The sequence below is a fragment of the Rhizobium sp. rho-13.1 genome (genome assembly GCF_007000305.1).
In the GTDB taxonomy this organism is placed as follows: domain Bacteria; phylum Pseudomonadota; class Alphaproteobacteria; order Rhizobiales; family Rhizobiaceae; genus Rhizobium; species Rhizobium rhododendri.
In genome coordinates this window covers 33249-45938 of sequence record NZ_SCFL01000001.1, presented here as the reverse complement: position 1 = coordinate 45938, position 12690 = coordinate 33249, and the positions used below count along the sequence as shown (strand labels likewise).

The following is a 12690-nucleotide window of genomic DNA, read 5'->3' as shown; positions in this document are numbered from 1 at the left end:
CCTCACAGACCTGTGGAGACGTCGATGGTCTGGCCTTCGGCCAGCGTCACGATCGCCTTCTTCACGTCTTTCTGCTTGCCGACAAAACCGCGAAAACGCTTGGTCTTGCCGAGGCGGCGCAGAGTGTTAACAGCAGTCACCTTGACGCCGAACAGGGCTTCAACAGCTGCCTTGATCTGCGGCTTGGTAGCCGTCAGGGCGACGTTGAAGACAACCTGATTATACTCGGAAACCATGGTGGACTTTTCGGTGATCGACGGCGAGACGATCACGTCGTAATGGCGAATATCGGTCACTTGAAGCGCTCCTCTAGAGCCTCGACAGCGGCCTTGGAAAGCACGAGCTTACCGCGACGCAGAATGTCGTAAACGTTGATGCCCTGGATCGGCAGAAAGTCGATGTTCGGGATGTTTGCGGCTGCGAGCTTGAAGTTGGCGTCGAGCTCGGCACCGCCAATGAGCAACGCGTTGGTCAGGCCCATTGCATTGAACGTATTTGCCAGGACCTTCGTCTTGGCTTCCGTTGCGATGAAGTCATCGATAACGATGATGTCTTCAGCCTTGAACTTCGTCGACAGAGCATGACGCAGGCCGAGGGCGCGAACCTTCTTCGGCAGATCATGTTCGTGGCTGCGAACAACCGGACCGTGAGCCTTACCACCGCCACGGAACTGAGGTGCACGTGCGGAGTGGTGACGAGCGCGGCCCGTACCCTTCTGCTTGTACATCTTGGCACCGGTGCGCCAGATTTCAGCACGGCCCTTGGACTTGTGCGTGCCAGCGCGCTTCTTTGCCAGCTGCCAGCGGATGACGCGAGCGAGAATGTCCTCGCGCGGCTGGAGGCCGAAAATCGCATCAGAAAGGGAGACCTTCCCGGCGTCTTTCCCCTCGAGGGTCTTGACGTTAAATTCCATTGGTTCGGCTCCCTTACTTCGCGGCTGACTTGACGGCGTCGCGAACGATGATCCAGGCACCCTTGGAGCCCGGGACGGCACCCTTGATCAGGATAAGACCGCGATCTTCATCGGTCGAAACCACTACAAGGTTCTGCGTCGTGACGCGCGTCTGGCCCATGTGGCCAGCCATCTTCTTGTTCTTGAATACCTTGCCCGGATCCTGGCGCGAACCGGTCGAACCGTGCGAACGGTGCGAGACGGACACGCCGTGGGTGGCGCGCAGGCCGCCGAAGCCGTGACGCTTGATAGCGCCGGCAAAGCCCTTACCGACCGTGGTGCCGGTAACATCGACCAGCTGACCAGCGGCGAAATGGGAAGCCGTGATTTCGGCGCCGATTTCAAGCAGGTTGTCTTCCGAAACCCGGAATTCCTGCAGCTTGGTCTTCGGTTCGACGTTTGCAGCGGCAAAGTGGCCACGCAGGGACTTCGAGGTATTCTTGACCTTGGCCACACCAGAACCAACCTGGACCGCGACGTAGCCATTCTTTTCGACCGTACGCTGGGCCACCACCTGGCAGCTCTCCATACGCAGTACCGTAACAGGGACATGCTCGCCTGCGTCATTATAGACGCGCGTCATTCCCACCTTCTGTGCAATCACACCTGAACGCATCGGTTCAATCCTTCTCACTCAGCTCGAAGACTGTAAGTCTCAGAGCTTGATCTCAACATCGACACCAGCAGCGAGATCGAGCTTCATCAGCGCGTCTACTGTCTGGGGGGTCGGGTCAACGATGTCGAGCAGGCGCTTATGCGTGCGCATCTCGAACTGTTCGCGGCTCTTCTTGTCGATGTGCGGGGAGCGGTTAACCGTAAACTTCTCGATACGGGTCGGAAGTGGAACGGGGCCCCGGACGCTTGCACCGGTGCGCTTAGCCGTCGATACGATCTCACGCGTAGAAGCGTCGAGAATCCGATGATCGAACGCCTTAAGGCGAATGCGGATATTCTGGCCGTTCATTCGACATTATCCTTGTTGTCTGTTATCGCCGCGCCCTCGAGAGAATGCGGTTTGTCTTATGACGTAAGGCGGATCACCGGTTTCAAAGATCGAGAGGGACACCAGTGTTTGGCATCCCTATCCAGCCTTTGGGCTACCTAGCCCACCTTATTGTTCTATTTAAAAGCCACTTCGACATGCGAATTCCACATGCAAAGCACCGCGCAAATCGCGCCTGCGCGCCATTTGCTACATTTCCGTGTCATAAGCAAGCGGCCAAGGCCCCCTGCTTCATATTATTGTCACGGTATCGGCTGCCGCTTGCGCGGCAGCCGTCCGTTATTACTCGACGATCGAGGCTACGATGCCGGCGCCGACGGTACGGCCGCCTTCGCGGATAGCGAAGCGCAGCTTTTCTTCCATGGCGATCGGCACGATCAGTTCGACAGCAACGGTGACGTTGTCGCCAGGCATGACCATTTCCGTGCCTTCAGGCAGGGAGACGATGCCGGTCACGTCCGTCGTGCGGAAGTAGAACTGCGGACGATAGTTGGTGAAGAACGGAGTATGACGACCGCCTTCTTCCTTCGTCAGGATGTAGGCTTCAGCCATGAACTTCTTGTGTGGCTTGACCGAACCTGGCTTGCAGAGAATCTGGCCACGCTCGACGCCGTCACGGGTGACGCCGCGGATCAGCGCGCCGATGTTGTCGCCAGCCTGGCCCTGATCGAGCAGCTTGCGGAACATTTCAACGCCGGTAACCGTCGTCTTGGTCGTTGCGCGGATGCCGACGATTTCGACTTCTTCACCAACCTTGACGATGCCGCGCTCGACGCGACCGGTAACAACCGTACCACGGCCGGAGATCGAGAACACGTCTTCGATCGGCAGCAGGAACGGCAGGTTGATCGGACGCTCAGGCGTCGGGATGTACGAGTCGACGGCTTCCATCAGAGCGCGGATGGCGTCTTCGCCGATCTTCTTGTCCGAATCTTCGAGAGCGGCCAGAGCCGAGCCCTTGATGATCGGGATATCGTCGCCCGGGAAGTCGTAGGACGACAGAAGTTCGCGGACTTCGAGCTCAACGAGTTCGAGCAGCTCTTCGTCGTCGACCTGGTCGACCTTGTTCAGGAACACCACGATGGCGGGAACGCCAACCTGACGGGCAAGCAGGATGTGCTCGCGGGTCTGGGGCATCGGGCCGTCGGCTGCCGAGCAGACCAGGATCGCGCCGTCCATCTGGGCAGCACCGGTGATCATGTTCTTGACGTAGTCGGCGTGGCCGGGGCAGTCGACGTGTGCATAGTGACGGGCAGGCGTTTCGTATTCGACGTGAGCCGTCGAGATCGTGATGCCGCGTGCCTTTTCTTCCGGGGCAGCGTCGATCTGGTCGTAACGCTTGTATTCGCCGAAATACTTCGTGATCGCTGCCGTCAGAGACGTCTTGCCGTGGTCAACGTGGCCAATCGTGCCGATGTTAACGTGCGGCTTGTTGCGCTCAAACTTACTCTTTGCCATTTCGGCTCTCCGTTATCTCTTCCCGTACCGGGATTATTCTTGTTTCGGTCAATTGGTATTCCGGTTATTTCTGACCGGAATACTTTGCCTGGATTTCAGTGGCTACGTTCGACGGAACCGGCGAATAATGGTCGAAGGTCATCGTGTACTGCGCACGGCCCTGGGACATGGAGCGCAGGTTGTCGACGTATTTGAACATGTTCGCGAGCGGCACGTTGGCATTGATGACAACGGCAATACCGCGGCTTTCCTGGCCCTGGATCTGGCCACGACGCGAGTTCAGGTCGCCGATAACGTCGCCGACATAATCTTCGGGCGTAACAACTTCGACCTTCATCATTGGCTCGAGAAGCTGAGCACCGGCCTTCTTTGCTGCTTCACGGAAGCAGGCGCGGGAGGCGATTTCGAACGCGAGGACCGAGGAGTCGACGTCATGGAAGGCACCGTCGATGAGGGTAGCCTTGACGCCCAGCATCGGGAAGCCAGCCAGCGGACCGGACGACATAACGCTTTCGATGCCCTTCTGAACGCCTGGGATGTATTCCTTCGGAATAGAGCCACCAACGATCTTGGATTCGAACTTGAATTCGTCGCCATCAGGGTTCGGTTCGAAGACGATCTTGACGCGCGCGAACTGGCCAGTACCGCCGGACTGCTTCTTGTGCGTGTAGTCTTCCTCGTGCTTCTTCGTGATGGTTTCGCGGTAGGCAACCTGCGGCGCGCCGACGGTGGCTTCTACCTTGAATTCGCGGCGCATGCGGTCGACGAGGATGTCGAGGTGCAATTCGCCCATGCCGGCAATGATAGTCTGGCCCGATTCTTCGTCCGTCTTGACGCGGAAAGAAGGATCTTCAGCAGCCAGGCGGTTGAGCGCGAGGCCCATCTTTTCCTGGTCGCCCTTGGTCTTCGGCTCGATGGCGATCTGGATGACCGGCTCGGGGAATTCCATGCGCTCGAGGATAACCTGGTGCAGCGGATCGCAGAGCGTGTCGCCGGTCGTGGTTTCCTTGAGGCCTGCGAGAGCAACGATGTCGCCAGCGAAAGCTTCTTCGATGTCTTCACGGGAATTCGAGTGCATCTGCAGCATGCGGCCGATGCGCTCGCGCTTTTCCTTGACCGTGTTCATGACCGCGGTGCCCTTAGTGAGCTTGCCGGAGTAGATACGGGCGAAGGTGAGCGAACCGACGAAGGGGTCGTTCATGATCTTGAAGGCGAGCATCGAAAGCGGCTCTTCATCCGAAGGATGACGGGCGATTTCGGCTTCGGTCTTCACGTCGATGCCGGCGATCGACGGGATGTCGAGCGGCGAAGGCAGGTAGTCGACAACGGCGTCGAGCAAAGGCTGAACGCCCTTGTTCTTGAAGGCCGTGCCGCAGAACATCGGATGGAACTTGACGTCGATGGTGCCGCGACGAACGAGTTCGCGGATCTTCTCGTTGTCAGGCATGATGCCTTCGAGATAGGCTTCCGTAGCAGCTTCATCGATATCGACGACCTGTTCGATCATCTTTTCGCGATATTCCTGCGCCTTGGCCTTCATGTCTTCCGGAATCTCGGTGACATCCCACTGGGCGCCGAGCGACTCGTCGCGCCAGATCAGGGCGTTCATCTCGACCAGATCGATAACGCCGATGAAATCGCTTTCGGCGCCGATTGGCAGCTGCATGACGACAGCGATCGCACCCAGACGGGTCTTGATCATCTCGACCGAGCGATAGAAATCGGCGCCGGTCTTGTCCATCTTGTTGCAGAAGATCATCCGCGGAACATTGTACTTCTCAGCCTGACGCCAGACGGTTTCCGTCTGCGGCTCTACACCGGCGTTGGCATCGAGAAGAGCAATCGCACCGTCGAGTACGCGCAGCGAACGCTCGACTTCAATCGTGAAGTCGACGTGGCCGGGAGTATCGATGATGTTGAAGCGGCGGGTCTTGCCGTCGCGACCCTTCCAGTAGGTCGTGGTAGCAGCAGAGGTGATCGTGATCCCACGTTCCTGTTCCTGCTCCATCCAGTCCATCGTGGCTGCGCCGTCGTGAACTTCGCCGATCTTGTGCGACTTGCCGGTGTAATAAAGAATACGCTCGGTGGTCGTGGTCTTGCCGGCGTCGATATGCGCCATGATACCGAAATTGCGGTAGTCTTCGATTTTATATTCGCGAGCCATAATGGACTGCCTTTCGGATACCGTTCGAGATTACCAGCGATAGTGCGAGAACGCACGGTTGGCATCAGCCATCTTGTGCGTGTCTTCGCGCTTCTTGACGGCGCTGCCACGGTTGTTGGAGGCGTCCAGCAGTTCGCCCGAGAGACGGTCGACCATGGTGGTTTCGTTACGCTTGCGGGCAGCAGTGATCAGCCAGCGGATAGCAAGTGCCTGGCGGCGCTCTGGGCGCACGTCAACAGGAACCTGGTATGTCGCACCACCGACGCGGCGCGAACGGACTTCGACGTGCGGAGCGATGTTGTCGAGCGCAGAGTGGAACACGACGAGCGGGTCCTGCTTGGACTTGCCCTGTACGTTTTCGAACGCGCCGTAAACGATCGTTTCAGCGACCGACTTCTTGCCGTGCAGCATGATCGCATTCATGAACTTCGTAACGATCAGATCGCCGAACTTAGGGTCCGGGTTGATCTCGCGCTTTTCAGCTTTGTGACGTCTTGACATAGTTTTGTCTCTTCAAATGTTGCCGGCGCCTTATCACGCGGAGAACCTCGCGCAGCACCTTAAATTCTGAACCCGAAATTACTTCGGACGCTTTGCGCCATACTTGGAACGGCGCTGCTTGCGGTTCTTGACACCCTGGGTATCGAGAACGCCGCGGATGATGTGGTAACGAACGCCCGGCAAATCCTTTACGCGGCCGCCACGGATCATGACGACAGAGTGTTCCTGAAGGTTATGGCCTTCACCAGGAATGTAGCCGATGACTTCGAAGCCATTGGTCAGGCGGATCTTGGCAACCTTACGCAGAGCCGAGTTAGGCTTCTTCGGGGTCGTCGTGTAAACGCGTGTGCAAACGCCACGCTTCTGCGGGTTTTCCTGGAGTGCAGGAACCTTATTGCGCTTTACCTGTGCCTGGCGAGGCTTGCGGATCAGCTGGTTTACGGTAGGCATTCAACCATCCCTTAAAATCTTGTCTCAACACCCTTGCGGGCATAACATTCGCCGTTTCCGGCAGCACCACACGTATCGGTAATGCACAAAGCGTGGCCCGACCCGCTTTCACGGATGGACCACATCAAAGCAGAGGACGCCAGTCTATGGCGTCATGCGTGCGGAAAACCTGTATTCAACGTGCGTTTAGAACCTTGTTTGAGGTGATCTCCAGAGCGTGTCGCTCCGAACAGCCATGCCTCACATCTGTTCTGATGGGGCGGGTACTACTGGCTTCAAGGCCTTTCGTCAAGGCCGGACGCAAAATTATCTTGACGCGTCGCTCGCCAAACCCCTGGAAAGCAGCGCTTTAGAGGCCAATTATAGGGGAAATGCGGTTCCCGTGACAAGATAGACTTTGGCATGGCATCGAAAGCCTATAAGGAATCGACAACCAGCCGTGCACGCCAGGGCTACAGCAACCCTAGATTCGCAAGATCGAATCGACTCGCCTGAGGAACTTCCCGATGATCACCAATCCGGACAACGACAACAACTATGACGGCCCGATGGTTTTCATCATCATCGGCAAGGGCTACGAGACCGATGGCGGCGAAGGTGTCGAACTGCATGTCATGCTGCGGGCAGCAGACGACGACACCGCCGTGCGCGAGGCGCTGAACGCCCTCTCCGAAGAAGGCTTCGTCGAAGCCGATCTCGACCAGATCGGCATGCTCACGGAAGTCCCCACCGAGGAGCCCCACGCATCGGCCTACAACGGTGCGCTCGAAGGCGAAGTGGCGATTATCCGATTCAGGTGAATGCAATGGAGCCGGATGCGCTGAAGGTCCTGATTTAAGGGGCTATGCGTATCCTAGCGTCCGATCTATCTTGCCCGCTACCATCCCCCAACAAAACTGTCACACAGCTAAAACACTCCCTTGATACCTGCGCAGCGTGTCACTGCATCAGGGGAGCCACCATGCAACACTTTGCCAAGATCTGCGCCATCAGCCTTGCCTTCACCATCGGTATCGCCCTGCCCTCGTTTGCCGAGGATGCCAAGGCCAAGCCGTTTACCGACGCCACTGAGGTCAACCTCCTGGTGCTGCTACCACCGCCACCGGCCAATGACTCTGCCCAGATGAGGGCCGAGCTCGCCGAGATCCTGACCCTTCAGGTTACCCGCACACCGGAGCAGTCGGCTCGCGCCGTTGCCGACGCGGAGGAAAATGTCTGGCGCTTTGCCGATGTCATCGACAGCCCGAAGTTCACCAAGGAAAACCTGCCGAAGTTCACGGCCTTCTTCGATCGCATCGTCGAAACCGAAGGCGCTGTCACCGATCCCGCCAAGAAGGTCTGGAACCGCCCTCGCCCGCATCTCTACAGCGATCTCGTGCACCCGGTCGTGCCGCTGTCGAAGTCCGGCTCCTATCCATCCGGCCATACGACAATCGGCACCCTGATGGGGATCGTGCTTTCCAACATGCTGCCGGAAAAGAAAGCCGCGCTGATGGCCCGCGCCTGGGAATATGGCCATAACCGCATGGTTGGCGGTATCCATTACGCCACCGATATCGAAGCCGGCCGCATCTCCGGCACGGTCATCGCATCGACGATCATGACTCATGACGACTACAAGACGGAATTCGAAGCGGCCAAGGCCGAGTTGCGTACCGCGCTCGGCATGTGAGATAGCCGAAGTTTATGTGATTGGGCCGCCGGCAAACCGGGCAGCCCTTTCTTTTATCATCAGCACCGTCCGTCATCCTCGGGCTTGTCCCGAGGATCCAATCTACCGGCGATTTCAAATCATTGCAGATCCTCGGGACAAGCCCGAGGATGACGGCGGAGTTGGCCTGATACCCCAACGCTACCAATCTCTGCCGCGTCATTAAGCGAACACGAAAACGCAAAACACCGCCCGGATCGCTCCGGGCGGTGTTTTTGTGTCTGGACCCTGTCGCCGATTACTCGGCGGCTGGGGCCTTTTCGTTGAGGTTCTGCAGCATCGGCGTGGCGACGGCCGATCCGGAGCCCTTGCGGCGCTCTTCGAGGATCAGTTCGTCGCGCGCCGTGGCGATGCGGCGGATCTGCGTCATTGTACCACCGGTACCGGCCGGGATGAGGCGGCCGACGATGACGTTTTCCTTCAGGCCCTGCAGGCCATCGGTCTTGCCGGCGATTGCAGCCTCCGTCAGCACCTTCGTCGTTTCCTGGAAGGACGCGGCGGAGATGAAGGACGGCGTCTGCAGCGACGCCTTTGTGATGCCGAGCAGAACCGGATCGCCGTAAGCAGGCTTCTTGCCTTCCTCGATCAAGCGGTCGTTGTTGTCTTCCAGCTCGATACGGTCGACGTTGTCGCCGACGATATAGTGGCTGTCTCCCGCATCGGTGATTTCCACCTTCTGCAGCATCTGACGAACAATCACTTCGATGTGCTTGTCGTTGATGACAACGCCCTGCAGACGATAGACTTCCTGGATTTCGTTGACCAGGTACGAGGCAAGTGCCTCGACGCCCTTGATCGCCAGGATGTCGTGCGGTGCCGGGTTACCGTCGAGGATGTAATCACCCTTTTCGATGTAGTCGCCGTCCTGAAGATGGAAGGGCTTGCCCTTCGGGATCAGGTATTCGACTGGCTCGACGCCGTCTTCCGCAGGCTCGATGATAACGCGACGCTTGTTCTTGTAGTCGCGGCCGAGACGGATCGTGCCATCGATTTCGGCGATGACAGCGTGGTCCTTCGGACGACGGGCTTCGAACAATTCGGCGACGCGCGGCAGACCGCCGGTGATGTCCTTGGTCTTGGCGCTTTCCAGCGGCGAGCGGGCAAGAACGTCACCCTGGGATACTTTCTGGCCGGGCTCGACCGAAAGGATCGCATCGACGGAGAGGAAGAAGCGGGCATCCGTACCGCGGGGCAGTTTTGCAACATTGCCGCTGGCGTCCTTGATGACGATCGCCGGCTTGAGGTCCGAACCGCGTGGGGTCGAACGCCAGTCGATGACCTGACGCTTGGTGATGCCGGTCGCTTCGTCGGTGGCTTCCAGAACGGACAGACCGTCGACAACGTCTTCGAACTGAACCGTACCAGCCAGTTCCGTCATGATCGGACGTGTGTAGGGGTCCCACTCTGCGAGGCGCTGTCCACGACGAACCTTGTCACCGTCATCCACATAGATCTTCGAACCGTAGGCGACGCGCTGCGAGGAGCGCTCGACACCGCGTTCGTCAAGGATCTGGATCGTCATATTGCGGCCCATGGCGACGAGAACGCCGTCAGAGTTGCGCAGCATGTTGCGGTTCTTCAGCTGCGCCGTACCTTCGTAGGACGCTTCGAGGAACGACTGGTCGACCACGGTGGCCGTGCCGCCCAAGTGGAAGGTACGCATGGTCAGCTGGGTGCCTGGTTCACCGATCGACTGCGCGGCGATGACGCCGACAGCTTCACCGATGTTGACCGGCGTACCACGGGCGAGATCTCGGCCGTAGCAGACGCCGCAAACGCCCGTCTGGATTTCGCAGGTCAGGGCAGAACGAATACGGATCGACTGGATGCCGGCCTTTTCGATCTCGATGACATCTGGCTCGAGGATCATCTTGCCGGCATCGACGATGCGCTCGCCCGTGACCGGGTGATCGATATCGTCCAGCGCCGTACGACCGAGGATACGGGCACCGATGGAGGCAACCACCTGACCGGCATCGACGATGGCGGTCATGGTGAGGCCCGATTCTGTACCGCAATCGACGTGCGTGACGATGCAATCCTGCGCAACGTCAACGAGACGGCGCGTCAGGTAACCGGAGTTGGCTGTCTTCAGGGCGGTGTCTGCAAGACCCTTGCGGGCGCCGTGGGTCGAGTTGAAGTACTCGTTAACGGTCAGGCCTTCCTTGAAGTTCGAGATGATCGGCGTCTCGATGATTTCGCCCGAAGGCTTAGCCATCAGGCCGCGCATACCACCCAGCTGGCGCATCTGGTTCGGAGAACCGCGGGCACCGGAGTGGGACATCATGTAAATCGCGTTCATCGGCTTCTGGCGACCGGTAGCCTCATCGAACTCGACGGCCTTGATCCGGGCCATCATGTCTTCAGCGACCTTTTCGGTAGCCTTGCCCCATGCGTCTACGACCTTGTTGTACTTTTCGCCCTGGGTAATCAGGCCGTCATTGTACTGCTGTTCGTATTCCTTCACCAGGCTTTCGGTGTCACCGACGATCTTGGCCTTGGTTTCCGGAATGACCATGTCGTCCTTGCCGAACGAGATGCCGGCGCGGCAGGCGTGAGCGAAGCCGAGCTGCATGATACGGTCGCAGAAAATGACCGTGTCCTTCTGGCCGCAGTGACGATAGACCGTGTCGATCATCTTGGAGATGTTCTTCTTGGTCATTTCCTGGTTGCAGGTTTCGTAAGGAACCTTGAATGCCTTTGGCAGAAGTTCGCCGATGAGCATGCGGCCAGGCGTCGTTTCATAGATCTTAGAGTAAGGCTTGCCCTCTTCGTCGATCGACTTGAAGCGGCCACGCACCTTGGAGTGCAGCGTGACGACCTTGTTTTCAAGGGCATGATGCAGCTCGCCGAGATCCGAGAAGGCCATGCCTTCGCCCGGCTCGTTCTGGTTCATGATCGACAGATAGTAGAGGCCGAGAACCATGTCCTGCGACGGCACGATGATCGGTGCGCCGTTTGCAGGGTGCAGGATGTTGTTGGTCGACATCATCAGGACGCGTGCTTCAAGCTGGGCTTCCAGCGAGAGCGGCACGTGAACGGCCATCTGGTCGCCGTCGAAGTCGGCGTTGAAGGCCGTGCAGACGAGCGGATGCAGCTGGATGGCCTTGCCTTCGACCAGCATGGGCTCAAACGCCTGGATGCCGAGACGGTGAAGCGTCGGAGCGCGGTTCAAGAGAACCGGGTGCTCGCGGATGACCTCGTCGAGGATATCCCAGACTTCCGGCTTTTCCTTCTCGACCAGCTTCTTCGCCTGCTTGACGGTCGAGGAGTAACCCTTGGCGTCGAGACGGGCGTAGATGAACGGCTTGAACAGTTCGAGCGCCATCTTCTTCGGCAGGCCGCACTGGTGGAGCTTCAGTTCCGGACCGGTGACGATAACCGAACGGCCGGAATAGTCGACGCGCTTACCGAGAAGGTTCTGGCGGAAACGACCCTGCTTGCCCTTCAGCATGTCGGAGAGCGACTTCAGCGGACGCTTGTTGGCACCCGTGATGACGCGACCGCGACGGCCGTTGTCGAACAGCGCATCGACGGATTCCTGCAGCATGCGCTTTTCGTTGCGGATGATGATGCCAGGCGCACGAAGCTCGATCAGGCGCTTCAGGCGGTTGTTGCGGTTGATGACGCGGCGATACAGATCGTTCAGGTCGGAGGTCGCAAAGCGACCGCCGTCCAGCGGTACCAGCGGACGCAGGTCCGGCGGGATCACGGGAACGATCTTCATGATCATCCATTCCGGGCGATTGCCGGATTCCATGAAGTTCTCAACGATCTTGAGACGCTTCATCAGCTTCTTCTGCTTCAGGTCCGACGTGGTGTCGGCAAGATCCTGGCGCAGATCGCCGGCGATCTTTTCGAGATCCATGGATGCCAGCAATTCGAAGATGGCTTCGGCGCCGATCATCGCAGTGAACTGGTCTTCGCCGTATTCGTCAACGGCAAGCATGTACTCTTCTTCCGAGAGCATGTGATGCTCTTTCAGAGCAGTCAGGCCTGGCTCGGTGACGATATAGTTTTCGAAGTACAGGACGCGTTCAACGTCTTTCAACGTCATGTCGAGCAGCGTCGAGATGCGCGATGGCAGCGACTTCAGGAACCAGATGTGGGCAACGGGTGCAGCCAGTTCGATATGACCCATGCGCTCGCGCCGAACGCGCGACAGCGTGACTTCGACGCCGCACTTTTCGCAGATGATGCCCTTGTACTTCATGCGCTTGTACTTGCCGCACAAGCATTCGTAGTCCTTGATCGGTCCGAAGATCCGCGCGCAGAACAGACCATCGCGTTCAGGCTTGAACGTACGATAGTTGATTGTTTCTGGCTTCTTGATCTCGCCGTACGACCAGGAGAGGATCTTCTCCGGCGATGCGATGGAAATTCGAATTGAATCGAAGTTCTGTGCAGGCACCTGCGGATTGAAAAGATTCATGACCTCTTGGTTCATGCCT

Annotated in this window: 11 protein-coding genes; 2 read left to right on the top strand and 9 right to left on the bottom strand. The window is 58.3% G+C overall.

Going from position 1 to position 12690, the window contains the following annotated elements:
- Positions 1–2 precede the first annotated feature (2 nt).
- The 8 genes from EQW76_RS00260 to rpsL all read right to left on the bottom strand — a co-directional run bounded on the left by EQW76_RS00260 (position 3) and on the right by rpsL (position 6528).
- Complete coding sequence (locus EQW76_RS00260) at positions 3–296, bottom strand: 50S ribosomal protein L23 (protein WP_111220680.1); 294 nt, start codon at positions 294–296, stop codon at positions 3–5.
- Positions 293–913: a 50S ribosomal protein L4 gene (rplD, locus tag EQW76_RS00255; protein WP_142822283.1), complete on the bottom strand. Its 621-nt coding sequence runs from the start codon at positions 911–913 to the stop codon at positions 293–295. Before rplD ends, EQW76_RS00260 begins: the two co-directional genes overlap by 4 nt.
- Before the next feature lie 13 nt (positions 914–926).
- Positions 927–1568 carry a 50S ribosomal protein L3 gene (gene rplC, locus EQW76_RS00250; RefSeq protein WP_142822282.1) on the bottom strand — a complete coding sequence of 214 codons (642 nt, stop codon included), beginning with the start codon at positions 1566–1568 and terminating at the stop codon, positions 927–929.
- 39 nt (positions 1569–1607) lie between these two features.
- Positions 1608–1916, bottom strand: coding sequence for a 30S ribosomal protein S10 (gene rpsJ, locus EQW76_RS00245; RefSeq protein WP_003547547.1), 309 nt, complete (start codon positions 1914–1916; stop codon positions 1608–1610).
- A 321-nt stretch (positions 1917–2237) separates the two neighbouring features.
- A complete protein-coding gene (gene tuf, locus EQW76_RS00240) occupies positions 2238–3413 on the bottom strand; it encodes an elongation factor Tu (RefSeq protein WP_142822264.1) in 1176 nt (391 codons plus the stop codon).
- A 64-nt stretch (positions 3414–3477) separates the two neighbouring features.
- Positions 3478–5577, bottom strand: coding sequence for an elongation factor G (gene fusA / locus EQW76_RS00235; protein WP_142822281.1), 2100 nt, complete (start codon positions 5575–5577; stop codon positions 3478–3480).
- Positions 5578–5607: 30 nt separating this feature from the next.
- Positions 5608–6078, bottom strand: coding sequence for a 30S ribosomal protein S7 (gene rpsG / locus EQW76_RS00230; RefSeq protein ID WP_111220676.1), 471 nt, complete (start codon positions 6076–6078; stop codon positions 5608–5610).
- A 78-nt stretch (positions 6079–6156) separates the two neighbouring features.
- Positions 6157–6528: a 30S ribosomal protein S12 gene (gene rpsL, locus EQW76_RS00225; protein WP_003507760.1), complete on the bottom strand. Its 372-nt coding sequence runs from the start codon at positions 6526–6528 to the stop codon at positions 6157–6159.
- Positions 6529–7034: 506 nt separating this feature from the next.
- Between rpsL and EQW76_RS00220 the strand changes: the two genes are divergently transcribed.
- Together EQW76_RS00220 and EQW76_RS00215 are read left to right on the top strand one after the other, a co-directional pair.
- A complete protein-coding gene (locus EQW76_RS00220) occupies positions 7035–7328 on the top strand; it encodes a transcriptional regulator (RefSeq protein ID WP_142822280.1) in 294 nt (97 codons plus the stop codon).
- Positions 7329–7489: 161 nt separating this feature from the next.
- Positions 7490–8200: a phosphatase PAP2 family protein gene (locus tag EQW76_RS00215; protein WP_142822279.1), complete on the top strand. Its 711-nt coding sequence runs from the start codon at positions 7490–7492 to the stop codon at positions 8198–8200.
- A 277-nt stretch (positions 8201–8477) separates the two neighbouring features.
- On the opposite strand, the gene rpoC is transcribed toward EQW76_RS00215, so the two are convergent.
- Entirely contained in the window at positions 8478–12686 is a 4209-nt protein-coding gene (gene rpoC / locus EQW76_RS00205; protein WP_142822277.1) for a DNA-directed RNA polymerase subunit beta', read from the bottom strand.
- Between the last annotated feature and the right edge of the window lie 4 nt (positions 12687–12690).